This window comes from Longimicrobium sp. (assembly GCF_035474595.1).
Lineage (GTDB): Bacteria > Gemmatimonadota > Gemmatimonadetes > Longimicrobiales > Longimicrobiaceae > Longimicrobium.
The window spans coordinates 21145-45619 of sequence record NZ_DATIND010000099.1; the positions used below are offsets into that span (position 1 = coordinate 21145).

A 24475-nucleotide genomic window follows, 5' to 3' on the forward strand; every position below is an offset into this window, starting at 1 on the left:
GGAGTGCGCCGGCCGGCTTCGTGGCGAAGGAACCGGGTCGCGCCGCCGCCCGGGTTCCCGGACGCGGCGCGGCCCCGTCGCTTGCGAGCGGACTACCGCACCAGCACGCGGTATCCGTGCGCGGGGATGTCGAGGGTTCCCGACGCGGCGAGGGCAACGGGGGCCCTGCCGAACCAGTCGGTGTAGGTGCCCGGCCGCGGCAGGTCCTGGTAGGTGGCGTGCGCGGCCAGGTCGCCGAAGTTCACGGCCACCAGCACGGTGTTCGTGCCCTGCGTGCGGGTGAAGGCGTAGACGCGCTCGCCCGCGTCGGTGCGGAGCGCCGTCTGCGGGGCGCCCCAGCCGCCGTTGGCCAGCGCCGGCTGCGTGTGCTTCAGCTCGAACATCGCGCGGTAGAAGTCGGCCAGCGACGGGCCGCTCCAGTCCACCGTGTCCTTGTCGAAGAAGCGCAGCCGCTTGCGCAGGCTGGCCTCCTGGCCGGTGTACAGCAGCGGCATGGAGTTCTGGGCGGTGGCGCTCAGCACGAACGCGGGCACGTGGTTGGCGCCCATGCGCTCGAACTCGGTGCCGTTCCAGCTGTTCTCGTCGTGGTTGCTGGTGAAGTACATCCGGATGGCGTCGCGCGGAAAGCGCTGCGCCTGCCGCGCGAAGTAGCCGTCCAGCTCGCCGGTGCCCTTCTTCCCCTGCGCGATCTCGTTCAGCAGGTGGTGCAGCTCCCAGCCGTAGGTGGCGTCGAAGGCGGTGTGCATCTCCGGGCTCTCGGCCTCGGCCAGCAGGAACAGGTCCGGCTTCGCCGCCTTCAGCGCGGCGCGCGCCTGCATCCAGAAGTCCATCGGCACGCCGCCGGCCACGTCGCAGCGGAAGCCGTCCAGCCCCATGGTGTCCAGCCACCAGCGCATGTCGGCGAGCATCGCCTGGCGCATGGCGGGCCTGTCGTAGTCCAGCTCCGCCACGTCGGTCCAGTCGGTCTCGCGCCCCTCGTTGTCGCGCGCGTTGGAGATGGTGCCGTCGGCGCGGTGCACGTACCAGTCGGGGTGCGCCGTGATCCAGCCGTGGTCGAACGCGGTGTGGTTGGCCACCCAGTCCAGCACCACCTTCATCCCCTGCCGGTGCGCGGCCTCCACGAAGCGCTTGAAGTCCGCGTCGCTGCCGTACTCGGGGTTCACGGCGGTGTAGTTGGAGATGGAGTAGTAGCTCCCCAGCGACCCCTTGCGGTTCTTCACCCCGATGGGCTGGATGGGCATCAGCCAGAGGACGTCCACGCCCATGGCCTTCAGCCGCGGCAGGTGCCGCTCAAGCGCGGCGAAGGTGCCCTCGGGGGTGTACTGCCGCACGTTCACCTCGTACATCACCGCGTTGCGCGCCCACGCCGGGTGCGAGCCGGCATCCGCGCTCGCCGTCATCCCCGCGGCGGCGGGCGCCATCGCCGAGCCGTGGGTCGCGGCGTTCGGCGCCGCGCACGCGCCCAGCGCGAGGAGGGCGGTCAGGAGAAAGGACGTTCGTCTCATCGGCGCATGCGGATTCGCGGGTTCGGTCAGTCGAGGGTTCGTGTTAAGTCTACGTCCGTCCGCGCCGGACGCCAGACTTGGCGGGGTGATCGGCGAGTCGGATGGAATGATCATCCTTGACTCCGGCGGCGGGCGGCTTATCGTGGTAGATAACTGATACGGATTTACGTATCAGGTGTTTCGTCGCCCCTCTTGCGCAGGGGTGCGAAGCGATTGTCGCCCTTGTGCTTGCGCGGGAACATCCTGCGTGCGCATCGCCCTTTCATGATGGAGGTCCCCATGCCCACACCCGCCGAAACGACCTCGAACTTCGGCTACTACCCGCGTACCATGATCAACCTGGCGGTGATCTCGTACGACGATCCGATGTCGTCGATCCCGGGCGACGTGGCGGCGCTGGGATGGCAGGTGGTGTGGGGGCCGGCGGAGCTGGTGGACGACTTCGGCGTCTCCTACTCCCGCGCCTACATCGCCCACCGCTCCACGCTCGACGAGTACACGGTGGTGATCCGCGGGACGAACCCGGACAGCTGGGAAACGTGGTCGCTGCAGGACTTCGACGTCGGCACCACCGTCCCCTTCAACCAGCTGGCGCCGCACGCGCCGTCCGACGCGCTGATCTCGACGGGCACCTATAACGGGATGACCGACATTCTTTCGCTCGCCGATCCCGTCACGGGGCAGTCGATCGCGGAGTACCTGGCGCAGGCCGATCCCACGTTCCTGTACGTGACCGGCCACAGCCTGGGCGGCACGCTCACGCCCACGCTGTACGCCTACCTGAACGACGTGCTGTACGGCGGCGGATACGGGCACAACATGGCGCTGTTCAGCTTCGCGGGGCTCACGCCGGGCGACGCCGGGTTCAACACCTACTTCAACGGGCTGGGCAACCCCGAGTTCCCCTGGCGCTACCACAACACGCTCGACATCGCGCCGTTCTGCTGGTGGTCGCCCGGCGACGTGCAGAACATCTACGCGCCGTGGGACCTGAGCTGGGGATGGCCGGAGGACGAGTTCATGACGAACCTGTTCACCGAGGCCGCGCCCATCGGGTACGCGCAGCCGGTGGGCGACTGGACGCTGCCCGGCAACTTCAACCCGAGCATCATCGACGACAACTTCTGGACGGCCCAGGCCATCTACCAGCACCACGGCACCACCTACCAGTCGCTGGTCTACGCGGCGTTCCCGGTCACCGCGCAGACCTTCGTGAACTTCAAGGGGATCCGGCAGCCGGAGCCCGCCGCCGCGATCATTCCCGCGGATTCACCAGCCGGATACAGCTGATACCGGTCCGGCGGAAGAACCAGTGCACCTCGCCGAAGATGCACGAACTGACGTCCCGCGGTATCGGATGAGATGAAGCGGAGAAGCAGGGACGCAATCTCTGTTTCTCCGCTTCTCCGCGTGAACCCGGCCTTTTCAGCAGATTCTGGAGATGACGATGCGGTAGCCGATGTCCAGCTCGCCGCGCTCGAGGAGATGGCCGTGGCGCGCATGCCACGCGCCGCTGGCCAGGTCGCCGCGCAGGCGGCCGAGCGCGGGCTCCAGGCCGCCGATGCGGGCGAAGACGGAGATGCCGGCGCGCACCTCCGGGTCCAGGTACGCGGCGGGGCGGCGCCAGTACGCGCCCAGGAAGCCGTCCGCGCAGTCGGCGGGGATGGGGACCGGCCGCACCTCGATTTCGCCCAGGACGGAGGCGATGGCGGGGAGGGTCGGCATCGTCCGCGCGTCCAGCTCGTGGATGGCGGGAAAGTAGTCCTGCACCAGCCAGAACCCCGCGCTCTCGGGGTCGAAGGTGAGGAGGACGACGCGGTCCCGGGCGACGCGCGCGCACTCCGCCAGCCCGCGCGCTGCGTCCGCCCAGTGGTGGATCGTGAGCACCGCCATCACCGCGCCGGCCGACGAGTCGGCGAACGGCAGCGCCTCCGCGCGGGCCTGGACGGCGGGCGCGGCACCTCGCGCGCGCTGCGCCAGCATCACCGCCGAGGGCTCGGCGGCGGCGACGGGACGGTCATCCGGCTCGTACGCGCCCGCGCCCGCGCCGACGTTCACGACCGACGCCGCATCCCCCAGCGCCTCGGCGACCGCCGCGGCGATGCGCGGGTCCGGGCGGCGGTGGCGCACGTAGGTGGTGCCGATGGCGTCGTAGGCGACCGGCGCGGGCGACGTCATGGATGGCGCCACCGGTCGCGCCGCGTGGCGCAGGTGACCGTCGTGCGCCCCGGCCCGCCCCGTTCCACGCACGCGATGGAGTCGCTGCGCGGGACGGACGCGAAGCTGTTCCAGTAGTACGCCTCGCCCAGCGGCGGCGCGGCGCCGGCGCAGACGCGGTAGCCGTGGGTCCAGTCGCCGAAGAAGAGCACCACCGGCTCGAAGCGCCGCCCGCGCGGCAGCTCGAAGCGGCCCCCGGCGTCGGTGGTGGCCGCGCCGGTCGGCCGCGCGCAGGTGGCGTCTTCGGCGTGGTGCGTCACGGCGATCCGCGCGCCGGCCACGGGCGTTCCGTCCTCGCGCGTGACCCGGCCCACCAGCCGCGGCGAGCCCGTCTCCCAGTGCGGGATGGGAAGGCACGCCGCCGCCGAGGACGCCAGCGCCACGGCCGCGGCGGCGAGCGCGCGCCGCGTCACGGCCGCAGCCCCAGGCTGAGCGTGGCCACGAACGGGTTCTCGCTGCGCACGCCCTTGCTGTCGATGTCCAGGCGCACCAGCAGCGGCGTGCGCGGCAGCGTCATGTCCACCCGGGCGCGCGGGCTCACGCGCAGGTGGCCGCGGCTGAACACGTACGTGGGCTCCCAGTGGATCCAGCACGGGCTGGACTCGGGGCAGGCGCCGATCACCAGCGGCAGCCCGATCTGCACCCCCTCCACGCCCCAGTCGCCCGGCGCCCCGCTGGCGCCGCGGTAGCCCACCGTGATCCCCCCGGCCAGCGTGCGCACGGGCTGGTAGAGGTAGCCCACGCGCGCGTCCCACATGCGGATGCGGTCGCCGGTGAACCAGTATTGCTCGCCGCGCACGTCGGCGTAGACGTGCCGCACCACGGCCTCGGCGTCCACCGAGCCCGCGGGGCCGCCCTTCCACTCGCCGGTGATCAGCCCGCCGCCGCCCACGAACACCGCCACGTGGTCGCGCAGCAGCCCCAGCGGCCGGTCGTCCCTGTCCTCGCACGCGAAGCCGGGGAGCCGCAGCAGCGCCGGGGGCGCCACGATGAAGCCGGCCATCACCGCCAGCAGGTAGCCGTGCGGCGGGTGCATCCGCATCGAGTCGCGCTGCGCGACCGCGGGGACGCACCGGTCCGGCGCGCCGGTGCTCTTCTTCGCCTCCGGCTCCTGCGCCGGCGCGGGGCGGGCGAGAAGGAGGAGGGGGATGGCGATGAGGATCGCGATCAGGCGGTGGTGATGGGGAGCGTGCACGTTGCCTCCAATGGGCGGGAGATTCATCGACCCTGATAATGAGTGGATCACGGAATCCGGAACGGCTCCGGCGCCGGGCGCGCGCGGCCGAACCAGCGCGGCACGCGGGCCACGTATCCCTCGTACGCCGCGCCGAACGACCGGCGCAGCACCGGCTCCTCCACCAGCACCACGCGGAGATGGAACGCCGCCCAGAGCAGCGCGCCGTACACCGCGTCGGCCCGCGACGCGAACCCCAGCGCCTGCCCGAGCACCACCATCACCACCCCCACGTACATGGGGTTGCGCGACCAGCGGTACAGCCCGCGCGCCACCAGCGCCCGCGGCGGGTGCGTCGGCGACGGCGTTCCCCGGCCCGCGGTGGCGAAGTCCCACGCGCAGCGCAGGTACACCGCCGCGCCCACGGCGAACACCAGCACGCCGGCCGCGACCCGCCACGCCGGCGGCGCGGCCTCGGCGGCCTCGCCGCGCCGCAGCCACGCGGGGACGTAGCCGGCGACGGTGCCGGGGACCAGGATGGTGAACAGCAGCGTCTTCAGGAGATCCATCGCTCCCTCCGGTGGGCGGGGAACGGATGCGCATCCGCTTCCAACGCTCTGCCGCGCGGGCCGCGGGCGCAAGATTCTTCTGCTGGCATGCGGGCGGCGGGGATGAAACCTATCCCCCTCGCCGGGCGTACACCGCAGCGTCCCCCGGCTTAACACTCCGCCCCGCGAGCGCGACTTTCGCTCGAGGGGACCGCGCCGCGCGGGAGGGACCGATCGCCCGCGGCGGACCCGCGGCAATGAAAACAGCCTTGCCAACTGATTCCGGCGTGCTACTATCGGTTCATCATCCCGAACCCACACCGGCGCGGCTTTCGACAGCGCTTCCCGGAGCACCATCCCGTATGACCCGACCGCACACCCGTTCGCTCGCCGCCGCGGCGCTGCTCGCCGCCGGCATGGCCGCCGCGATGCCCGCGGCCGCGCAGGAGCACCATCACGACACGCCGCAGGCGGCGCCCGTCGCGCGGCCCGACACGGCGCGCTGGACCGCGGCCGACGTGCACTTCATGTCGTCGATGATCGGCCACCACGCGCAGGCCATCGTCATGTCGCGCCTGGCGCCCACGCACGGCGCCAGCGCCTCGGTGCAGACGCTGGCGGCGCGCATCATCAACGCGCAGCAGGACGAGATCGCGACGATGCAGCAGTGGCTGCGCGACCGCGGCCAGCCGGTGCCGGACCCCGCCGCGCCCATGCACATGGAGATGGGCGGCATGCAGCACGAGATGCTGATGCCGGGAATGCTGACCGACGCGCAGATGGCCGAGCTGGAGCATGCCACGGGAAGCGAGTTCGACCGGCTGTTCCTGACCTTCATGATCCAGCACCACCGCGGCGCCACGCAGATGGTGCAGCAGCTGTTCGGCTCGTGGGGCGCCGGGCAGGACGAGACGGTGTTCAAGTTCGCCAGCGACGTGAACGTAGACCAGACCACCGAGATCGACCGGATGCAGCGGATGCTGGCCTCCGTCGTCTTCGGGGCGCCCGCGCCGTGACCGGCCGCCGCGACACCCGCAGGACCCCCTTCACCCAGCCAGAGGAAGCAACCATGAACCTGTCGTCCCCGGCATGCCGCCGGGGGGTGAGATCCGTCTCTCCCTCCGCGTGGAAGCTGTCCCTCGCCGCCGCGCTTTCGGCCGCGCTCGCCGCGCCGGCCGCGGCCCAGGCGCCCAGCCCCGACCCGCGCGTGGGCCTGCGCGCCGGGCTGCGCGACGCCGGCGAGGCCGCGTGGAACCTGCGCGTCCTTTCCGAGACGCCGCCCTCCGAGGCGTTCGTGGGCAAGACCAACTCGGACCTGGCCTTCACCGGCCACTACGCCATCCAGGGGAGCTACAACGGCTGGCAGATCTGGGACATCTCCAACCCCAGCCACCCCACGCTGAAGACGGCGTTCGTCTGCCCGGCCTCGCAGAGCGACGTCTCCGTGTACCGGAACCTGCTCTTCATCTCGGGCGAGGGGCTCACCGGGCGCCTGGACTGCGGCACGCAGGGCGTGCAGGACACCGTGAGCCGCGAGCGGCTGCGCGGGCTGCGCATCTTCGACATCAGCGACATCGAGCACCCGCGCAACGTGGGCAACGTGCAGACCTGCCGCGGCTCGCACACGCACACGGTGCTGGCGGATCCGAAGGACCCGGAGAACGTGTACGTGTACATCTCCGGCTCGGCGGGCGTGCGCTCGCCCAGCGAGCTGGCCGGGTGCGTGCGCGCCGCGCCGGACCAGGACCCCAACTCGTCGCTCTTCCGCATCGAGGTGATCAAGGTCCCGGTGGCGCACCCCGAGCAGGCGGCCATCGTCAGCTCGCCGCGCATCTTCAACAACCTGGCCGCGCCCCCGCGCCACGGCGAGTCGCCCGAGGACATCGCCGAGGCCGCCCAGGAGGCCGCCGCCGCCCGCGCCCGCGGGATGTACACGGTGCGGGTGCAGGGGGTGGAGCGCGTGGCGCCCCCGCAGTTCATCAACCCCATGCTGGACAGCATCGTGAAGGCGCGCGGCGGCACCGGCGCGGCCACGGCGGCCGACAGCGCGGCGCTGCGCGAGAGCCTGCAGGGGATCGTGGACCGCATGTTCGGCGCGCAGGCGGCGCGCCGCACCGGGCCCACGCAGTGCCACGACATCACCGTGTACCCGGCCGTGGGGCTGGCCGGCGGCGCCTGCGAGGGGTACGGAATGCTGCTGGACATCCGCGACCCGGCCAACCCCACGCGCATCGCGGCCGTGTCCGACAGCAACTTCTCGTACTGGCACTCGGCCACCTTCAACAACGACGGCACCAAGGTGCTGTTCAGCGACGAGTGGGGCGGCGGCGGCCAGGCCAAGTGCCGCGCCAGCGACCGCCGCGAGTGGGGCGCCGACGCGATCTTCACCATCGCCGACCGCAGCCGGATGAACTTCCAGGGCTACTACAAGCTCCCGGCGCCGCAGACGGCCAACGAGAACTGCGTGGCCCACAACGGCTCGCTCATCCCCATCCCCGGGCGCGACGTGATGGTGCAGGCGTGGTACCAGGGCGGCATCTCGGTGTTCGACTGGACCGACGCCGCGCACCCCCGCGAGATCGCCTTCTTCGACCGCGGGCCGGTGGATTCGACGCGGATGGCCAGCGGCGGAAGCTGGTCGGCATACTGGTACAACGGGGTGATCGTGAGCTCCGAGATCTCGCGCGGCCTGGACATCTTCGAGCTGGCGCCCAGCCCCATGCTGTCGCAGCACGAGATCGACGCGGCCAGGACCGTGCACATCGACTACCTGAACACGCAGGGGCAGCCGCACTTCACCTGGGCGCCCAGCTTCGCGCTGGCTCACGCCTACGTAGACCAGCTGGAGCGCTCGCACGGCCTGTCGGCCGCGCGCGTCTCCTCGGTGCGCGCGGCGCTGGCCCGCGCCGAGGGCGCCTCGGGCGCGGCGCGCCGGACGGCGCTGGTCACGCTGGCGTCGCAGGTCGGCACCTACGCTCCCGGCTCGCCGGACGCGGCGAAGGTGCGGATGCTGGCGGGCACGATCCGCGACCTGTCGCCGGCGCGGTAAGCGGCGGCTGATCGGCAGCAAGACGGAGCGGCAGGAAGAAGGGCCGTGGTGATCGTGAGCCGGTATCGTTGCCGCCGCGGCTACTCGGGGCGGACGTCCAGGCCGAGCGCGGTGGCGATGACGATGGCCTGCTCCCAGGTGACGATGGCGCCGCGCAGCTCCACGTTCTCCGGCTGGACGGCGCTCAGGTCGCTGCCGCGCAGGTCGCACCTGGCCAGCTGCGCGCCGTGCATCCAGGCGCCGGAAAGGTCCACGTCGCGGAGCGAGGCACCCTGGCAGCGCACGCCGGTGAGGTCCGCCTCGCGCATCCGCACGCCGCGGAACGACGCGGTGCGCAGGTCGGCGCCGGGAAGGCCGGCCAGCGACCAGTTTCCGCCGGACACCTGCATCACGTCGAAGGTGCACCGGTCGAACATGCTGCCGACCATCTTGCAGTCGGTGAAGCGCGTGTCGAAGAAGTTGCACCCGGTGAAGGTGCAGTTGACGAACGCCGCGCCGGTGTGCGTGGACAGGTTGAACTTCGCGCGGCGGAAGGTGCAGTCGTTGAACACCGCGCCCTGGTTCACCGCCTCCGTCAGGTCCAGGTCCACGAAGAGCACCGCCGTGTGGCTCTCGCCGGCGATCTCCCGCCCGTACCAGTCCGCCCCCGCGACCGTCGACGTGGTTTCCGGCGCGCGGGCGCCGTGCTTCCGCTCAGCCACGCGGCGGGCTCCCTCCGGTGCTGCCGATCTCACCCTCACCGCGGGCGACCAGGACGCCGCCCCAGTCCGCCGGGTCCACGTCGGCAACGGACTGGGTGAAGGTCCACGCGTGCCCGGCGAAGTCGATCGCGCCGTACTGGCGCTCGCCGAAGGGGTGGGTCGTGGGCGGCTGGGTGATGCGGGCGCCGTGCCGCGTGGCCCGCGCGCAGTGCGCGTCCACGTCCTCCACGCGCACCATCACCGAGTGGCCGCCGGGACGATCGCCGGCGGGGGGATCGAAATCGCCCTGCGCGACCACCACCGCGCCGCCGCCCACGACGAGCTGCGCGCGGTGGTCGAAGATGCGGAGGTGCTCCGTGAAGCCGAATGCCGCGCACAGCCATGCCACCGCCGCGGCCACGTCGGGATAGACGAGCACGGGGATGACCGTCACGGCGGGGATCGAGCGGTTGTCGAGCATCGGGGCTCCGGAAAGCGCGGGAAAGGCGAATGAACTCGCGGCAGCAACAGCACGAAGTCCCTGCGGGACTGCGGCCGCGGCCCCGCGGCGCCAGCCCGATTCCGGTGCAAGCTAAACGCAGCCCGGGCGGTCTGGCGAGAGGGGTGCTCCGGCAACGCGCCGATGCCGGATGGGGAGTCCGCGCAGGCGGACTTCGGGCCGTTGTTGCCGCGAATTCATTCGCCCTCTCCAGGCCGGGCGACAGACTTCCCGCAGTGGGGACAGACCGGCGGCGCCTTCAGCATCTGCACCGCATCGACGAAGCCGGCGCCGAGGATGGCGGTGGGAAGGGCGAAGAAGCCGAGGCCCAGGATGGCGATGCATCCCCCGGCCAGGCGGCCGAGCGGCGTGACGGGATACACATCTCCATACCCCACCGTGGTGAGCGTGGCCACCGCCCACCACATGCTCTCGGGAATGCTGGAGAACTTCTGCGGCTGCGCCTCGTTCTCCGCGAAGTACATCACCGACGCGGCGACGACCAGCAGCATCGACATGATGGCCGTCGTGAGCACCAGCTCCTCGCGCTTGGTCCGCAGCACGTGCCGGAACACGCGCATCGCGGCGATGTAGCGCGTGGCCTTCAGCAGGCGGACCAGGCGGAACAGCCGCGCCGCCCGCAGCACGCGCAGGTCCACCGCCCCCGCCGCCGCGAAGAACGGCAGCACCGCGAGCACGTCGACCAGCGCCATCGGCGACAGCGCGAACCGCAGCCGGCCGCGCACCGGCCCGCGGTAGCGCGGGTCCTCGGTGCACGACCAGACGCGCGCCAGGTACTCGGCCGAGAAGACGAGGACGGAGAAGACTTCGAACGCGCGGAAGGCGCCGGAGAAGCGCAGCTCGAGCGAGCGCACCGACTGGAGGACGACCGCGGCGACGTTCAGCGCGATCAGCGCGAGGATGAACGCGCCGAACGCCCGCTCCGCGCGGGTGGCGTTCCCGTCGTCCGGATCGAGGATCTCCCAGACCCGCCGCCGCGTGATCGCGAGGGCGACGTGGCGCGGGGAAGCTGGAGAGCAGTCCGCGAAGCGGACTTGGTGCTGTTGTTGCCGCGAATTCATTCGCCTTCAACCCCTGTCGCGCCCACCTTCCGGGACACGCCCCGTTTCCATGGGACTGCCCCACGGGCGCGATTTCCCGGGATAGGAAGGGTTCACGCAGAGGAGCAGAGCAAAATCCTCTGTTCCTCTGCTTCTCCGCGCGAAACAACGCTGTTCGCGGCGCCGGGATCAGTTCAGCTGCGAGTCCTGCGGCGGGGTGCTGACGGCGAACTCGGTCTCGTGGGGGGGCTGGGTGCCGACCATCACCTGGAACTTGTAGACGCCGGGGCGGGGGAAGGTGAGCCCCACCAGCGTGAACACCTGGTTGGCGGTGGAGAACTCGCCCGGCGGCACCATGGGCGGGTTGATCTCGCCCGCGGCCTCGAAGAGCACGCCGCCGTCTTCGTCCACCATCCGCACCACCACGGGAAAGCCGCGCCCGCCGTCGGCGAAGTCGGCCTGCACGCGGAAGGCGAATACCATGCGCGGGTGCACCACCGGGAACTCGGCCGCGGCGATGCGGTCGAAGATCCCCAGCACGTTCAGCTTGCCCTCCTGCGAGATGTTGGCTTCGTCGGCCAGGAACGCCATCGGGATCTTCATCGTCCGCCTTCCCCCGGCCGCGCCGGGCAGTCGTCGCTTCCCTTCCGCACCCACATCGACGTGACCTTCACGCCGTCGGGCACGGAGTCCGGATTGGCCTGCGCGGGGGTCCACCCCTTCGTGGCCGCGGTGTCGAGCCCGAAGCTGAGCCCCGGCTGGTTGGGGAACCAGACGGCGATCTGCCGCTCGGCCGTGCCCGCGCACATCCGCCCGAAGCGGCCGCGCAGGCCGGCCACCGTGGTGCCGACCTCGATCCCCGCCGCGGTGCGTACCCCCGGCTGGTCGATGAGGATGCGCGTGACCGCCGAATCGGTCATCACCGCCACCACGCGGCGCCCGCCGGGCATCACCACCACGCCGTGCTCCGCCGTTCCCTCCTGCCCGCGCCAGGTGGTGTCGCGCGCCTCGGGGCAGGCGGCGCGGAGCGCGTCCACCGGCATCCCCACGCGCACCGGGCCGATGCCGTAGCGCGTGACCACCGCGTCGTTCGCGTTCCCGCATCCCCCCACCACCATGGCCGCGCCGGCGCGGATGCGGAGCGTGTCCTCGGCGGTGGCGGCCAGCGGCGCCCGGTCGGCGCGCTGCAGCTGCGCGGTGACCAGGAAGCGCGTGGACGTGTCCGGATGCGCGGCATGCGCGTGCTTCGGCTGGCCGGGGGCGGGCGGCGCGGCCACCGCGGGGGCCGGCGGGGTGCGGATGGGCTGGCGGAGCTCCACCGTCTGCCCCGCGGCCACGGTGCCGACGATGAACTTCACCCGCGTCCCCAGCGCGTTGACTCTGGATGTCGGAAGCGGCCCCGGCGCGGACGAATCCACCGGCGCGGCCACGGGGGTCTGGACGAAGAGGCTGAGCTCCGCGTCCGGCACCGGCGCCGCGCTGCCGTTGGCGATGACGACGACCACGGTGTCGCTCGCGTTCCACCCCAGCTGCTGGGGAAGGCGGAGCGTCACCTCCAGCCGTCCGGCCGGCTGGGTCTGCTGCGACGTCTGCTGTCCCGCGGGCGGAGGCGTGCGGTCTCCCCGGCAGCCGGCGAGCGCGAGCGCGGCGACCGAGATCGCCCTGATCCTTGTCCTCATGGTGTCCGTGATGCGGGTCGGTGCGGGCGGCCGGGCGAGCCCCGGTTTTGCGTGCGCCGCGGAGCGCTCTATCTTGTCGCCCTTCCCGCTCTCGCGATAGGGCGGGCCACAGACGCGACCACGGACGGGCATGGCAGACGACGGAATGCCGCGGGGGAAGGAAAACCCCACGCTGAACCGCAACGCGCGGATGGGCGCCGCCACGGAAGACGAGCAGCTGCTGCAGTCGCCGGCGGCGCAGCCGGCGCGCGCGGGCGATTTCACCAGCAGCGACCCGTGGCGGGTGTTCCGCATCATGGGCGAGTTCGTGGAGGGGTTCGACGCGCTGGCCAAGATCGGGCCCTCGGTCACCATCTTCGGCTCGGCGCGCGTGCAGCCGGACCACGAGCAGTACCAGGAAGCGCGCGAGACGGCGCGGCTGCTGGGCCGGGCGGGGTTCAGCATCATCACCGGCGGCGGGCCGGGGGTGATGGAGGCGGCCAACCGCGGCGCGCGCGACGCCGGGGCGCTTTCCATCGGCTGCAACATCGAGCTGCCGTTCGAGCAGGCGATCAACGAGTACGTCGACGTGGCCATCAACTTCCGCTACTTCTTCGTGCGGAAGACGATGTTCGTGAAGTACGCCGAGGCGTTCGTGATCTTTCCCGGCGGCTTCGGCACGCTGGACGAGCTGACCGAGGCGCTGACGCTGATCCAGACGGGGAAGATCCACGGCTTCCCGGTGGTGCTCTACGGCACCGCGTACTGGAAGGGCTTCCTGGACTGGATCCGCGGCACCATGCTGGCGGAGGGAAAGGTCTCGCCCGACGACCTGGACCTGATGGTGATGGCCGACACCCCCGAGGACGCCTGCCGCATCGTGATGGAGAAGAGCGGAAGCGTGCTCCAGGACGCCCAGCGCGGTGCTGTCCCGGAGAACCCCGAGTACCACGGCCTGATCAAGCGCAGGTCGCCCAAGCCGACGGTGGAGGAGAAGCCCGCGGTGACGGACCCCGAGTCACCGGCGGAGCCGGAGAAGCACGATGCGCAGTAGAAAGAAGAAGTCCTAAGTCCCAAGTCCTAAGTCCTGAGTGGAAGGGACGCGTGGCTTATGGCTCTTTTCGAGAGATGTGCGTAGGGCGGCGAGCATCCGGTCGACCTCCACGCACAGCGCATTGAGACGACGGTGCTGGGCGTCGGTGATGTATCCGAGTTCTTGTGCGAGGTAGAGCTGGCTTCGCACCTCGGACGCGGAGCCTCGGGCGATGGAGAGGAACCTGCGCACTTCCGGGCTGGTGAACCTTCCGAAGCCTTCGGCGATGTTCGACATCACCGACACAGCGGCGCGGCGGACCTGATCGCGCAACCCGAAGTCGCGGGCGAATGCCCCCGCGGTCGTGGCGTGATAAACCTCAAGCGAGAGTTCCTTCGAGCGCTGCCATACGACAAGATCTTCGAAGCGGCTGATTTTCATCGCACCTCCAGCGTGTGTTGGAATTCATTCGTCAAGGGCAGTGAAAGTAAGCGTAGCACGCATGCTCCGCATCCCCCCTGAGCGCATCATTTGCGACTTAGGACTTAGGACTTAGGACTTAGGACTTAGGACTCCAATGGCCCAGAGCCGGTACTTGAGTGGAAAGCGCATCGAGCCCAAGAAGATTGGCCCCGGGCTATCCGTGACCGATCTCGTCGACGGGACCTTTCAGGCCTACAACGCGGCTCGCCTGCGCGAGGGGTGCCATCTTCTGACGAAGAAGATGCTCGACGACGACGTGACGATCGGGCTGACGATGACCGGGGCGCTCACGCCCGCCGGGCTGGGGATGAGCAGCGTCATCCCGCTGATCGAGGCCGGGTTCGTGGACTGGATCATCTCCACGGGCGCCAACCTCTACCACGACACGCACTTCGGCATCGGGCTGGAGCTGCGGCAGGGGTCGCCGCAGATCAGCGACACCGTGCTGCGCGAGGAAGAGGTCGTGCGCATCTACGACATCTTCTTCGACTACTCGGTGCTGCTCGACACCGACGCCTTCTTCCGGCAGATCATCGCATCCCCCGAGTTCCAGCGGCCCATGTCGACCGCCGAGTTCCACTACCTGTGCGGAAAGTACATCTCCGCGCGCGAGGAGGAGCTGGGGATCGGGCGCAAGTCGCTGCTGGCGGCGGCGTACGAGCACGCGGTGCCCATCTACACCTCGTCGCCCGGCGACAGCTCGATCGGGATGAACGTGGCCGCCAAGGCGCTGCAGGGAAACAAGCTGATGTTCGACGTGAACGCCGACGTGAACGAGACGGCGGCCATCGTCCTGGACGCCAAGCGCGCCGGCGGCAAGAGCGCCATCTGGATCCTGGGCGGCGGCAGCCCCAAGAACTTCGCGCTGCAGACCGAGCCGCAGATCCAGGAGGTGATGGGGATCGACGAGCGCGGGCACGACTACTTCCTGCAGATCACCGACGCGCGCCCCGACACCGGCGGCCTGTCCGGCGCCACCCCCGCCGAGGCCGTGAGCTGGGGGAAGATCGACCCCGACAAGCTTCCCGACGCCGTCGTCTGCTACCTGGATTCGACGGTCGCGCTGCCGATCCTGGCCGCGTACGCGCTCGACAACCACGCGCCGCGCACCCCGAAGCGCCTGTTCGACCGCCGCGACGAGATGATGCAGCGCATCCGCGACGAGTACGAGAAGTCCGAGCGCAACGAGAGCACCCGCGACGCCGCCCGCGACCACGCCGTGCACGAGGGCGGCATGCTCGACCGCGACCGGTAGAACGATGGTGGTTGCCGGAGCGCTCCCGGCTGTCCGGTGGACTCACCTCGCGAACACTTTGCCTGACCTATGCGCCACAGTGACACGAGCCCGGAAGTCCACAGGCTGCAAATCGAACGGCTGCGGAAGATGACGGGCGAGGAGCGGATCAGGATCGCGTTCAAGCTGAGCAACTTCATGCGCCGGTCGGCCGCGTCGCGCATCCGTACCGAGCATCCCGACTGGACGGAGCGCCAGGTGAAGCGCGAACTGGTTCGGGTCTCGTTCCTCCCTGAACCTCTTCCCCCAGGCGCGTGATGGGCGACGGGGCGGATGATGCGTTGCGCCGCTTCGTGGAGGCGCTCGACACAGCCGGTGTGCCCTACATGCTCACCGGGTCGTTCGCCAGTTCCTACCACGGACAAGGGCGAGCAACGCAGGACATCGACTTTGTCATCATGCCGACGCGCGAGCAGCTTCGCGACCTGGTTTCCCGGTTCGTGCCTCCGGATTACTACGTCGATGAGAAGGCTGCTTTCGAAGCGCTCGCAGAGGCGGGGCAGTTCAACGCGATAGACTGGGAGAGCGGGTTCAAGGCTGATTTCATGTTCCGCAAGCCGCGGCGGTTCAGCGAGGAGGAGTTCAGTCGGCGCGTGCCAGCGGTCATCGACGGCATCCCTGTGACGATCGCGACGGCCGAGGACGTGATCATCTCGAAGCTCGAGTGGGCCAAGCTGGGCGGCTCCGACCGGCAGATTCGGGACGCCGCGGGAATCCTGCAGGTGCGAGGGGATGGCGTCGATCACGGCTACATCGAGCGGTGGACTCGCGCGCTCGGGCTGGAAGACCAGTGGACCGCGGCGCTGCGCGTCTCGAAACCAGGCGCCTGACCGCTTCTCCCGGTCGAGAATCCGGATTATTGCGATCTCCAGAACGGCTACGAAGGCGTTCTGGGCTTTTCCCCGCTGAGTTCGCCCGGGCTCGTCTCCGCCCATCCCGCCTCCCCATCAGAGCACGCCCATGCGCCAGTGGCTTCGCGACCCGGAGAAGTGGCTCCAGCTGATGACGCTGGTGGGCGCGCTTGTGGCCTTCGCCATCGGGCTGCACGAGTACCGCCAGGAGCAGCGCTGGAAGCGGCTGGAGTACTTCACGCAGCTGCTGCAGGCGGAGGAGGCGGAACCGGAGGTCCGCAGCGCGCTGGCGATGCTGGAGTACAACCAGCCGCGCGTTTGCGTCCACGACGACGCTGCCGACGCGCCGCGGTGCTTCGTGGCCACCGACACCCTGCTGGTCTCCGCGCTCGACGGCGCGATGCGCAACCGGGTGCTGACCGCCGACGAATACCAGGTCGTCTACGCGCTCGACCGGCTGCTGACAGGGCTGGACCGGCTGGAATACCTGCAGCACCAGGGCTTCGTGGACGAGGAAGTGCGCCACCCCACGGCCGCGTACTGGATCGCGCTGATCGGCGACCGGCGCAGCGCCGCGAAGCCCGCCGGCGTACGCGCCAAGCTGTGCGAGTACGTCCGCTTCTTCGAGTACGCCGGCGCGCTGCGGCTGATCGCCCACTACACCCCTCCGCGCGACCGCGTCCCCCAGTGCACCGCCTCCGCCGGATCGTGACCGCGATGGACTTTCCCCGCCTCTCCCGCTATCTCGCCGGGCTCGCGGCGCACAACGACAAGGCGTGGTTCGAGGCCAATCGCGCCGAGTTCCAGGCCCTGCGCGAGGAGTTCGCCGCGTACGTGGGGCGGGTGATCGCCGGGATCGCGGAGTGGGACGCGTCGGTGCGGTGGGTGGACCCGGCCGACTGCATCTACCGCATCCACCGCGACGTGCGCTTCAGCCGCGACAAGACGCCGTACAAGACGACGTTCAGCGCCGTCATCCACGAGCGCGGGCGGCGCGGCGGCGGGCCGTCGTACTACTTCCAGGTCGATCATAACGGCGTGCTGATGGCCGGCGGCGGCGTGTGGATGCCCGAGCCCGAGCGGCTGGCCCTCATCCGCGAGCACGTGGCCGCGCACCCCGAGCGGCTGCGGGCGATCCTCGACGCGCCGGGTTTCCGCGCCGCCTTCGATGGCCTGTGGGACGGCCACACGCTGAAGCGTCCGCCGGCCGGGTACTCGGCCGACGCGCCGCTCATCGGCATCATCAAGCTCAAGAGCTTCATCGTGGAGCGCGAGCGTGGCGTCTCCGCCGAGGCGGGCGACGTGACGCCGTGGCTGCTGGAGACGTTCCGCGCGATGCATCCCTTCCTCGCCTGGCTCGGCGACGCGGTGACGCCGCGCTGCGACCGCTTGGATTGATTTAGCCGCGAGTTGTCAGGGTAGGCTCCCGTCGTCGTGTGATGGGACGTAAACAGGGATGACATCACTCAAACGGCCGCCATCCTTGTCTGTGGCGGTGATTGAGATGATATACGTGTTGCCCCCGCCCAAGTAATGATGGGAATACCGGTACGTGGTGTTCGCCCATGCCTTTCCTGTAATGGGCGCGGATCCGTCACCCCAGTCGATGCTAAGCGTCGCGTTGTAGAGATCACCTGGAGCGTCTGTAAACGCATACTGGAGCGACACGAGTTGGGGCCCTACAAGGCTCGCGACACGTACGGTCGTTACAGGAATCAGGTTCGCAATCGGGATCGCCTGCGTGCGGGATCCGGACGCTCCGTCTTTGTCCAGCACGGTCACGCCCACAGCGTAAGTTCCGTTGTCTGGCCTTGCGGGGCACGGCCAATTCGTGTTGGTGGTAAAGGCGCTCCACTTCGGACCACCGCAGTAGTAGGAATACAGCAACCCGTGCACGGCGTCTGCTGGCCCGTCCGTCGCCGGGGTAGTCGAGAGCGTGAACCCTTGGCCCTCCAGCAGAGGTCCGCTGGTTGTGAGCGTTCCCGGGACCGGGGACCGATTGCTGATGGGCAGCGACAACGTAGAAGTCCCCGTCTTCCCGAACCCGTCAGACACGGTGAGTGTTACGGTGTAAGTACCGTTGTCAGCATAAGTGTGGACCACCTCATAGCCGTCCCCCGTTGTACCGTCGCCAAAGTTCCATGAGTAGGAGACCTGATCGCCATCCGGATCGTAACTCCCCGTGGAGTAGAACAGTAAGGGTCGACCTTCGGCGCGTTTGAACTCCTGGACGTGCGCCGAGGCCACCGGGGGATGGTTGCCGACCAGGTTCGGCCGCGGCCGCGGTGGCCGAACCAGCGACGCTGTCGTGTCGCCGCACGCGGCTAGCGCGGTGAGCCCAAGTACCGCGGCGATCGCCACCAGACGGGGAGATTGAGTCATGAGGGTACCTCCAATTAAAGTGTGTGGTGCCGTTACCTCCGCAAGTGGCAGAGGGCGGTTGTAAAGCCGTCGTCGCGGGTTGATGTCCGCCTCTAAAGCACGATCCAGCCACCGCGCTTGGCACTCGCGAGGTCTGGGATACGGCTCAGGGAACGATGACGTCCACCTGCCGGCCCGTCTGCGCGCCGTCCTTGTCCGTGACGCTGATATTCACGTGGTAGGTGCCGGCAGCGGCGTAGGTGTGTTGTAGCAGGTAGGATGTGTTCGCCCATGCGGCGCCTTTCAGGGCCGGAGAACTGTCGCCCCAGTTGACTTCTAGGTGGTTTCCCGCGACGTCACCAGCAGCATCGGCGAACTGGTAAAGCAAGCGCACGGCTCGGCCGGGTACGGCCGGATCGGCGAAGCTCCATCCGACTAGCGAGGTCCGTGGCGGCAGGTTCGCCACCTGTATGCTCTTCGACGGGGCCTGCCTCATCGCGCCATTCTTGTCGCGGACCATGACGCCTACTGCGATCTGTCCATTGTCCGGCCGCGCGGGGCAGGTATGTGTCAATTCGCGCGCCCATCCGCTCCAGGATGGCCCACCGCAGTAGTAAGAGTACTCCAGTCCCGCCGCCATATCCGTTGGAGCATCGGTTCCCGGGGTGGTCGAGACGTTGAATGCCTGCCCTTCTACAAGGTTGGCATCGACGCTCAGCACGCCAGGCTTGGGCTCGGCATTGGCGATATCAACGGTGAAGTCCGCGAACGCCGTCCCACCATGTCCGTCTGAGACGTTAAGCCTCGCGACATACAAACCATTGTCACTATAGGTGTGATATGTCTCATAGCCGCTTCCTGTAGTGCCATCGCCGAAGGACCATGAATACGAGAGTTTGTCGTTGTCCGGGTCGGTTGTACCGTGCGCGTAGAAGAAAACCGGACGCCCTTCGATACGCCCATACTGCCCCACGTTCCAGACAGGAAACGGCCCCTGGTTAAGACGAAATCGGGGTGGCTGTGGCGCGACCAGAGCGGATTGGGTGTCGCCGCACCCGGCCAGCGCCGTGAGCCCGAGCACGGCGACAGCCGCTGACAGATAACGAGGCCGAGTCATCGTTGTCACTCCAAGTGAGGGTTTACGACACGACATCGGCAGTAAATAGAAAGATTCGCTTGGTTATCGTTCTTTTGGTGCCGATGCTCACTGGGTTAGCACGATAAGAGACATTTCCCGAGAGGGCAAGCTTCTCGTGGGAGATTGGATCGTGGAGTGAGTAAGTGAGGTGGTACCGGGTGACGCCGGAGACTTGCGCGCCACCCCCTTGACTCACCCGCTAGAGTGGCTCACGCTCATACTCCCAATCCCGGTTTATCCCCGCGCACTTGGCGGGGCGCGCCGGTGGCGCTAATCTACAGATGTTTATCCCACCATCTCCCACCGCCGTGCGTACGCTCTTTCCGATGAAATTCCCGCTTCGCGCCGCCGCCGCCACCCTGCTGGCGGGGATGCTGGCCGCGTGCTCCGATTCGCCCACCGGGTCGAACGGCTCGGTTTCCCTCCAGCTCACCGGGACCACCTCCCCGCCGGAGCACGTCCTGAGCAACGATGGCAGGCCGGTGCTGCAGTGCACCGTGGACCTCACCGCCACCGCCACCGGCAAGGCGAACGCGACGGCGCTGTGGGCGGGGAGCAAGGTGCGGTTCTACATCGGCCCGGACCGCTCCGCCGTGGCGGACTCGGCCTCGCTCACCGGCGGGGAGATGCAGCAGGCCTGGGGCGCGTCGGCGATCACGGTGGGGCAGACGCTGATGTCGCAGCTGGTGCTGCAGGCGGGCGTTCCCTTCGCCTTCCAGCTCGAGGTCGCCTACGCGCCGTCGGGCGGCTCGTCGCAGCGCACGGCCAAGTACGAGGGCAGCTGCGGCGCCGGGGCCGCGAATTCCGCCGCGCCCACCGTCACCAACCTCACCGTGACGCCCGCGGACGGCGAGATCGAGCCGGGCGACCTGCTGACGGTGCAGTACTCGTTCACCGCGCCCGCGGGGCTGTGGGACACCTCGATCATCCTGGCCGGCGGCGCGAGCGCGGCCGTGGCCGAGCAGGGACAGTTCGAGACCTCCGGGACGCGCACGGTGACGGTGCGCGTCCCCGGCGGCATCATCGCGGGCTCGCGCGCCGTGGTCTCGGTGCGGGTGACCGACGCGCTGCTGCGCCAGGCGCAGGCGGGCCCGGTGAACGGGCCGGTGCTGGCGGACCATCACCCGCCCGAGCTCCTCCAGGTCACCACCCGCACCACCTTCGGCAACGGCCCGGTGAACCTGGCCGGCGCCTGGGCACCGGGCGACACCATCCACCTCCACGCCCTCGCCACGGACAACAACCGGGTCGCCTGGATGGTGTGGGAGCTGGGCGCCCCGGCCGGCACGCGCGACTCGGTGCCCGCCGAGCCCGGGCCCGTGGCGGGCGCGGCGGACATCGTGGTGCTTCCCGGGTGGGCGGGCACGCCGCAGCTGAGCGTGTGGGTGGTGGACGCGGCGGGGAACCGCAGCGCGGTGCTGCGCTCGCTCCCCGACAGCATCCGCATCATGGGCACGGCCACGCGCGCCGTGCACAGCGCCGTGCTTCCGCGCGGGTCGGCGCTGGACGCGGTGGTCGACCCCGTGGGGCGGCGCCTCTTCGTGGCCAGCGACTTCGGCAGCCACGTCGCGGTGCTCCCGCTGGCGTCGCTGATCCCGGGAACGCCGATCGGCTTCCCCTCGCCGCCGATGTCGATCGACCTCACGCCGGGCAACGACTCGCTGGTGGCCGCGCTCCAGCTCGTCCGCTCCATCGCCTGGGTGAACCTGGCGTCGGGAAGCCTGAGCGTGGTGCCCGTGACCACCGGCGACTCGCTGGCCGGCCCCTACCGGGTGCGCGTGGGCGCCGACGGCTCGCTGGTGGCCACCTTCACGCGCGCCGACGGAGCGCTGGTGCTGGCGCGGGTGAACCGCGCCACGGGCGCGCTCGCGCGGCTGGCGGCGGTGCCGGGGGGCGGCGCCGGGAGGCTGACGCGGACGCCCGACCGCTCGCGCATGTACCTGGAGCAGTCGCTCTGCGTGCGCGAGCTGGTGGTGGCGACCGGCCATCTGGGCGACTGCCTGCCGCTGCAGGGGACGCGGCTGGTGGCCACGGACCGCACCGGGAGCGTCGTCAGCAACGGCGAGTCGGTGTTCTCCGCGGCCAGCGGGCAGCTGCGGACCTTCCCGTACGAGATGGCCATCACCGGCGCCACGCCCTCGCTGGACGGCGCGGAGCTCTGGATCAGCACCGTGCGCGGTCTGGTGCACGCGCGCCCCGACGGCACGCTGCTGGACCGCGCCGCGGGGATCGGGCCGATGTACAACGGGATGTTCGTCATCGACGACGGCGCCACGCTGGTGGGGGTGACGGAAGACGGCCTGACCGCCACCGTGCACGTGGTCGACCTGCGCTGACCGGCGCCGCGAAACCCGCCGCCGTCCACGGGCGTACTCCGCGCGGGGCCGCACCGGCCCCGGACGTGCGCCCACCCGGACGGACCACCTCGATGCCCTCCCCCCTCTCCTCCGTGCGTGTCGGCGTGGCCGCGCTGCGCGTGAACCCGCTGCGCACCACGCTCTCCACGCTGGGCGTGATCATCGGCGTGGCCTCGATCGTGGCCGTGCTGTCGCTGGGCGACGGGATGGAGGCGTTCGCCCGCAGCCAGATCGCCGGTACCACCGCGCTGCAGAACGTCTTCATCTCCCCCGCCACGCACGACACGGTGGACGGGATCGCCGTCGCGCGCGAGCGGATCACGCTCTTCACCGCGGGCGACGTGGCGGATGCGGCGCGGCGCATCCCCGGGCTCTCGGCCGCGGCGGTGACGGTCAGCGGGACGACGCTGATGGACGATCCGCGCGGAGGCCGCCCGCGCGCCGCCCGAGTCACCGCGGCCACGCCGGGTGCCGCGGCGCTGTACGGGGTGGAGATGGGGCGCGGGCGCTTCTTCACCGGCGCCGAGGTGGCGCGGGATTCTGCCGTCGCCGTCGTCTCCGACGCCACCGCGCGCGCCCTCTCGCCGGATGGCGATGCCGCGCGGGCGCTGGGGATGACGGTGCGGCTGCGGGGGACGCCGCTGCGCGTGGTGGGCGTCGTGGCGCCCGACACGGCGGCACGCGGGCTGGCGGTGTACGTGCCGCTGGGCGCCGGCCCACGCGTGATGAGCGCGGCCGAGGCCGGGCGCCCGCGCATGCTGGTGCTGAAGGCGGCGCGCGTGGAAGGAGTGGATTCGGTCACGCGCGCGACCGAGGCGTGGCTGCGGCGGCGGTTCGGCGGGGGGACGAAGGACTTTCAGGTGGGCACCTACCGCGCGCGCGCCGAGCAGGCCAGCCGGGCGTTCCTGCTCTTCAAGGTGTTCATGGGCGCCATCGCGGGGATCTCGCTGCTGGTGGGCGGGATCGGGATCATGAACGTGCTGCTGGCCTCGGTGACCGAGCGCACGCGCGAGATCGGCATCCGCAAGGCCGTCGGCGCGCGCCGCCGCGACATCGTGCTGCAGTTCCTCTCCGAGGCCGTGGCCATCACCGGCTCGGGGAGCCTGCTGGGGCTGCTGCTGGGCCTGGCCGCCGCGTTCGGCATCACCGCCGCGATGCGGGCGTCGCTCGGCGCGCCGGTGCACGCCGGCCTCTCCGTCTCCACCATGCTGGTGGCCGCGCTGTCGGCCATCGTCGTCGGCCTCAGCTTCGGCACCTGGCCCGCGCTCCGCGCCGCCCGCCTCTCGCCGATCGACGCCATCCGCCACGAGTGATACGACGGGGTTCGATCGACCGAAAAACGAAACGCCGGACGGCAGAAGCCGCCCGGCGTTTCGTTACCCACCCGGTGTCCGCCCGCCCGGCACGGCTGCTTGGAAGTATCCCCGCCCCCGCGCGCACCGTACCGGACGAGCGAACGCGTGGACTATGTGGCCACAAGTTGATGAAGTCAACGAAGCGCCAAAACACCGCCATCGTGCGGACATTCGCACCCCATGCAGCCGGATTTGCCCTCTCGGATGCGGAGGGAAAGGCTCTCGATCGCCACACCCGCGCTGGAAACGGAAGCGCGAACGAACCCACATGGGGATTCGTTCGCGCTAATTCGAGCTCCCGGAAACGGAGCGCGGTCAGCCGCTGCGAAGCTTTTCCTCGACCATCGGACGCAGGCGTTCCCAGGCTGCCCTGTCAACCTCATCCGCGAGTGCCGCGATCTCGTCATCCGTCATGTCGAACTTCCGGCTTCCGACCTCCACGAGGAGATAGTCGAAGAACCGCGAGATCTGTTCGCGTGGAATGGCATCCGTGCGGACGCGGATCACGTAGTCGCCGCCGCTCTCTTCGAAACGGCAGTCGGGAATCGGCTCCATCGCACCCCTTTGTGATCGAACCGGAAGAATGTTGGCGTACATCACCGAATCACGTGCTGGACATGCTATGGATCCTTCGGCCTGCAACCATTTGCGTGGACGCGGCGCCAGCCTGGCCGGCCTCAGGATGACGTCTTCTTCGTGCGTATTACTCCTGCCGTTGAAGTCCGCGCAGGCGGACTGCGTGCCTTTGTAGCCGCGACTTCAGTCGCATTTTCTGCACGTAGGCCGCGCCCCGCTCACCCGCTCCGCGACACGCCGAGGTCGCGGACGATGCCGTCGGCGATGCCGTAGATCCAGCCGTGCACGGTCAGGTCGTTCCCGCGGTGCCACGCGTCCTGCACCACCGTGGTCTGGCAGACGTTGTTCACCTGCTCGATCACGTTCAGCTCGCACAGGCGCCGGTGGCGCTCGGCCTCGCCCTTCAGGCGATCCATCTCGATGCGGTGCTTGAGCTTCACGTCCTGCACGTGGCGCAGCCAGTTGTCGACCAGCCCGACCCTTTCGTCGCGGAGGGCGGCGAGCACGCCACCGCAGCCGTAGTGGCCGGTGATGAGCACGTGCTCCACCCGCAGCACGTCGACGGCGTACTGGAGCGCCGAGAGGCAGTTCAGATCGGTGTGCACCACGACGTTCGCGACGTTGCGGTGCACGAAC

Annotated in this window: 26 protein-coding genes; 11 read left to right on the forward strand and 15 right to left on the reverse strand. The window is 69.9% G+C overall.

What is annotated here, in order from left to right:
• Nucleotides 1–92: 92 nt before the first annotated feature.
• Nucleotides 93–1505 carry an alpha-amylase family glycosyl hydrolase gene (locus VLK66_RS18505; protein ID WP_325310946.1) on the reverse strand — a complete coding sequence of 471 codons (1413 nt, stop codon included), beginning with the start codon at nt 1503–1505 and terminating at the stop codon, nt 93–95.
• Between the two features lie 279 nt (nt 1506–1784).
• Here VLK66_RS18505 and VLK66_RS18510 point away from each other — a divergent pair, with 279 nt between their 5' ends.
• Entirely contained in the window at nt 1785–2795 is a 1011-nt protein-coding gene (locus tag VLK66_RS18510; RefSeq protein WP_325310947.1) for a lipase family protein, read from the forward strand.
• A 135-nt stretch (nt 2796–2930) separates the two neighbouring features.
• On the opposite strand, the gene VLK66_RS18515 is transcribed toward VLK66_RS18510, so the two are convergent.
• From VLK66_RS18515 to VLK66_RS18530, 4 genes are read right to left on the reverse strand one after another with little or no spacing between them, the layout of a single operon-like run.
• Nucleotides 2931–3683, reverse strand: coding sequence for a class I SAM-dependent methyltransferase (locus VLK66_RS18515; protein WP_325310948.1), 753 nt, complete (start codon nt 3681–3683; stop codon nt 2931–2933).
• Nucleotides 3680–4135 carry a carboxypeptidase-like regulatory domain-containing protein gene (locus VLK66_RS18520; RefSeq protein ID WP_325310949.1) on the reverse strand — a complete coding sequence of 152 codons (456 nt, stop codon included), beginning with the start codon at nt 4133–4135 and terminating at the stop codon, nt 3680–3682. Before VLK66_RS18520 ends, VLK66_RS18515 begins: the two co-directional genes overlap by 4 nt.
• Nucleotides 4132–4917: a hypothetical protein gene (locus tag VLK66_RS18525; RefSeq protein ID WP_325310950.1), complete on the reverse strand. Its 786-nt coding sequence runs from the start codon at nt 4915–4917 to the stop codon at nt 4132–4134. The genes VLK66_RS18520 and VLK66_RS18525 overlap by 4 nt, the downstream gene beginning before the upstream one ends.
• 47 nt (nt 4918–4964) lie before the next feature.
• Nucleotides 4965–5465 carry an isoprenylcysteine carboxylmethyltransferase family protein gene (locus tag VLK66_RS18530; protein WP_325310951.1) on the reverse strand — a complete coding sequence of 167 codons (501 nt, stop codon included), beginning with the start codon at nt 5463–5465 and terminating at the stop codon, nt 4965–4967.
• Nucleotides 5466–5806: 341 nt separating this feature from the next.
• On the opposite strand from VLK66_RS18530, the gene VLK66_RS18535 reads away from it, so the two are divergent.
• On the forward strand, nt 5807–6460 hold the full coding sequence (locus tag VLK66_RS18535) for a DUF305 domain-containing protein (RefSeq protein ID WP_325310952.1): 654 nt from the start codon (nt 5807–5809) through the stop codon (nt 6458–6460).
• A gap of 53 nt (nt 6461–6513) precedes the next feature.
• Nucleotides 6514–8493 carry a hypothetical protein gene (locus tag VLK66_RS18540; protein WP_325310953.1) on the forward strand — a complete coding sequence of 660 codons (1980 nt, stop codon included), beginning with the start codon at nt 6514–6516 and terminating at the stop codon, nt 8491–8493.
• 80 nt (nt 8494–8573) lie between these two features.
• Here VLK66_RS18540 and VLK66_RS18545 read toward each other — a convergent pair whose 3' ends face one another.
• From VLK66_RS18545 to VLK66_RS18565, 5 genes are all read right to left on the reverse strand, one after another.
• Nucleotides 8574–9194: a pentapeptide repeat-containing protein gene (locus VLK66_RS18545; RefSeq protein ID WP_325310954.1), complete on the reverse strand. Its 621-nt coding sequence runs from the start codon at nt 9192–9194 to the stop codon at nt 8574–8576.
• Nucleotides 9187–9654, reverse strand: coding sequence for a VOC family protein (locus VLK66_RS18550; RefSeq protein WP_325310955.1), 468 nt, complete (start codon nt 9652–9654; stop codon nt 9187–9189). Before VLK66_RS18550 ends, VLK66_RS18545 begins: the two co-directional genes overlap by 8 nt.
• Before the next feature lie 215 nt (nt 9655–9869).
• Entirely contained in the window at nt 9870–10754 is an 885-nt protein-coding gene (locus VLK66_RS18555; protein WP_325310956.1) for an ion transporter, read from the reverse strand.
• A gap of 168 nt (nt 10755–10922) precedes the next feature.
• Nucleotides 10923–11336, reverse strand: coding sequence for a DUF6941 family protein (locus VLK66_RS18560; protein WP_325310957.1), 414 nt, complete (start codon nt 11334–11336; stop codon nt 10923–10925).
• Nucleotides 11333–12412 carry a hypothetical protein gene (locus tag VLK66_RS18565; RefSeq protein WP_325310958.1) on the reverse strand — a complete coding sequence of 360 codons (1080 nt, stop codon included), beginning with the start codon at nt 12410–12412 and terminating at the stop codon, nt 11333–11335. Before VLK66_RS18565 ends, VLK66_RS18560 begins: the two co-directional genes overlap by 4 nt.
• Nucleotides 12413–12542: 130 nt before the next feature.
• Between VLK66_RS18565 and VLK66_RS18570 the strand changes: the two genes are divergently transcribed.
• Entirely contained in the window at nt 12543–13445 is a 903-nt protein-coding gene (locus VLK66_RS18570) for a TIGR00730 family Rossman fold protein (RefSeq protein ID WP_325310959.1), read from the forward strand.
• A 12-nt stretch (nt 13446–13457) separates the two neighbouring features.
• Here the strand turns inward: VLK66_RS18570 and VLK66_RS18575 are convergent, their stop codons facing one another.
• Nucleotides 13458–13865, reverse strand: a complete 408-nt coding sequence (locus VLK66_RS18575) for a four helix bundle protein (RefSeq protein WP_325310960.1) — start codon at nt 13863–13865, stop codon at nt 13458–13460.
• Nucleotides 13866–14001: 136 nt separating this feature from the next.
• Here VLK66_RS18575 and VLK66_RS18580 point away from each other — a divergent pair, with 136 nt between their 5' ends.
• The 5 genes from VLK66_RS18580 (at nt 14002) to VLK66_RS18600 (ending at nt 17450) form a co-directional block, all read left to right on the forward strand.
• Nucleotides 14002–15162: a homospermidine biosynthesis protein gene (locus tag VLK66_RS18580; RefSeq protein ID WP_325310961.1), complete on the forward strand. Its 1161-nt coding sequence runs from the start codon at nt 14002–14004 to the stop codon at nt 15160–15162.
• Nucleotides 15163–15291: 129 nt separating this feature from the next.
• Nucleotides 15292–15459 (forward strand): hypothetical protein, encoded by a 168-nt coding sequence (locus VLK66_RS18585; RefSeq protein WP_325310962.1) that lies wholly within the window; start codon nt 15292–15294, stop codon nt 15457–15459.
• Nucleotides 15459–16031, forward strand: coding sequence for a hypothetical protein (locus tag VLK66_RS18590; protein WP_325310963.1), 573 nt, complete (start codon nt 15459–15461; stop codon nt 16029–16031). The genes VLK66_RS18585 and VLK66_RS18590 overlap by 1 nt, the downstream gene beginning before the upstream one ends.
• 130 nt (nt 16032–16161) lie before the next feature.
• Nucleotides 16162–16764 (forward strand): hypothetical protein, encoded by a 603-nt coding sequence (locus VLK66_RS18595; protein ID WP_325310964.1) that lies wholly within the window; start codon nt 16162–16164, stop codon nt 16762–16764.
• A 5-nt stretch (nt 16765–16769) separates the two neighbouring features.
• A complete protein-coding gene (locus VLK66_RS18600) occupies nt 16770–17450 on the forward strand; it encodes a DUF2461 domain-containing protein (protein WP_325310965.1) in 681 nt (226 codons plus the stop codon).
• A 15-nt stretch (nt 17451–17465) separates the two neighbouring features.
• On the opposite strand, the gene VLK66_RS28775 is transcribed toward VLK66_RS18600, so the two are convergent.
• Together VLK66_RS28775 and VLK66_RS18605 are read right to left on the reverse strand one after the other, a co-directional pair.
• Entirely contained in the window at nt 17466–18434 is a 969-nt protein-coding gene (locus VLK66_RS28775; protein ID WP_414676502.1) for a PKD domain-containing protein, read from the reverse strand.
• Between the two features lie 145 nt (nt 18435–18579).
• Nucleotides 18580–19494: a PKD domain-containing protein gene (locus tag VLK66_RS18605; RefSeq protein ID WP_325310966.1), complete on the reverse strand. Its 915-nt coding sequence runs from the start codon at nt 19492–19494 to the stop codon at nt 18580–18582.
• Nucleotides 19495–19877: 383 nt separating this feature from the next.
• Here VLK66_RS18605 and VLK66_RS18610 point away from each other — a divergent pair, with 383 nt between their 5' ends.
• Together VLK66_RS18610 and VLK66_RS18615 are read left to right on the forward strand one after the other, a co-directional pair.
• Nucleotides 19878–21887 carry a hypothetical protein gene (locus VLK66_RS18610; RefSeq protein ID WP_325310967.1) on the forward strand — a complete coding sequence of 670 codons (2010 nt, stop codon included), beginning with the start codon at nt 19878–19880 and terminating at the stop codon, nt 21885–21887.
• A gap of 92 nt (nt 21888–21979) precedes the next feature.
• A complete protein-coding gene (locus VLK66_RS18615; RefSeq protein WP_325310968.1) occupies nt 21980–23221 on the forward strand; it encodes an ABC transporter permease in 1242 nt (413 codons plus the stop codon).
• 357 nt (nt 23222–23578) lie between these two features.
• Here VLK66_RS18615 and VLK66_RS18620 read toward each other — a convergent pair whose 3' ends face one another.
• A complete protein-coding gene (locus tag VLK66_RS18620) occupies nt 23579–23860 on the reverse strand; it encodes a hypothetical protein (RefSeq protein WP_325310969.1) in 282 nt (93 codons plus the stop codon).
• A gap of 197 nt (nt 23861–24057) precedes the next feature.
• Nucleotides 24058–24475, reverse strand: a 418-nt coding sequence (locus VLK66_RS18625; protein WP_349260518.1) for a carbonic anhydrase, incomplete at its 5' end; no start/stop codon positions are given.

Coding starts and splice junctions, on each gene's coding strand:
- VLK66_RS18505 (WP_325310946.1), bottom strand. CDS start 1,505: ATGAGACGAACGTCCTTTCTCCTGACCGCCCTCCTCGCGCTGGGCGCG.
- VLK66_RS18510 (WP_325310947.1), top strand. CDS start 1,785: ATGCCCACACCCGCCGAAACGACCTCGAACTTCGGCTACTACCCGCGT.
- VLK66_RS18515 (WP_325310948.1), bottom strand. CDS start 3,683: ATGACGTCGCCCGCGCCGGTCGCCTACGACGCCATCGGCACCACCTAC.
- VLK66_RS18530 (WP_325310951.1), bottom strand. CDS start 5,465: ATGGATCTCCTGAAGACGCTGCTGTTCACCATCCTGGTCCCCGGCACC.
- VLK66_RS18535 (WP_325310952.1), top strand. CDS start 5,807: ATGACCCGACCGCACACCCGTTCGCTCGCCGCCGCGGCGCTGCTCGCC.
- VLK66_RS18540 (WP_325310953.1), top strand. CDS start 6,514: ATGAACCTGTCGTCCCCGGCATGCCGCCGGGGGGTGAGATCCGTCTCT.
- VLK66_RS18550 (WP_325310955.1), bottom strand. CDS start 9,654: ATGCTCGACAACCGCTCGATCCCCGCCGTGACGGTCATCCCCGTGCTC.
- VLK66_RS18555 (WP_325310956.1), bottom strand. CDS start 10,754: ATGAATTCGCGGCAACAACAGCACCAAGTCCGCTTCGCGGACTGCTCT.
- VLK66_RS18560 (WP_325310957.1), bottom strand. CDS start 11,336: ATGAAGATCCCGATGGCGTTCCTGGCCGACGAAGCCAACATCTCGCAG.
- VLK66_RS18565 (WP_325310958.1), bottom strand. CDS start 12,412: ATGAGGACAAGGATCAGGGCGATCTCGGTCGCCGCGCTCGCGCTCGCC.
- VLK66_RS18570 (WP_325310959.1), top strand. CDS start 12,543: ATGGCAGACGACGGAATGCCGCGGGGGAAGGAAAACCCCACGCTGAAC.
- VLK66_RS18575 (WP_325310960.1), bottom strand. CDS start 13,865: ATGAAAATCAGCCGCTTCGAAGATCTTGTCGTATGGCAGCGCTCGAAG.
- VLK66_RS18580 (WP_325310961.1), top strand. CDS start 14,002: ATGGCCCAGAGCCGGTACTTGAGTGGAAAGCGCATCGAGCCCAAGAAG.
- VLK66_RS18585 (WP_325310962.1), top strand. CDS start 15,292: ATGACGGGCGAGGAGCGGATCAGGATCGCGTTCAAGCTGAGCAACTTC.
- VLK66_RS18590 (WP_325310963.1), top strand. CDS start 15,459: ATGGGCGACGGGGCGGATGATGCGTTGCGCCGCTTCGTGGAGGCGCTC.
- VLK66_RS18595 (WP_325310964.1), top strand. CDS start 16,162: ATGCGCCAGTGGCTTCGCGACCCGGAGAAGTGGCTCCAGCTGATGACG.
- VLK66_RS18600 (WP_325310965.1), top strand. CDS start 16,770: ATGGACTTTCCCCGCCTCTCCCGCTATCTCGCCGGGCTCGCGGCGCAC.
- VLK66_RS28775 (WP_414676502.1), bottom strand. CDS start 18,434: ATGACTCAATCTCCCCGTCTGGTGGCGATCGCCGCGGTACTTGGGCTC.
- VLK66_RS18610 (WP_325310967.1), top strand. CDS start 19,878: ATGAAATTCCCGCTTCGCGCCGCCGCCGCCACCCTGCTGGCGGGGATG.
- VLK66_RS18615 (WP_325310968.1), top strand. CDS start 21,980: ATGCCCTCCCCCCTCTCCTCCGTGCGTGTCGGCGTGGCCGCGCTGCGC.
- VLK66_RS18620 (WP_325310969.1), bottom strand. CDS start 23,860: ATGTACGCCAACATTCTTCCGGTTCGATCACAAAGGGGTGCGATGGAG.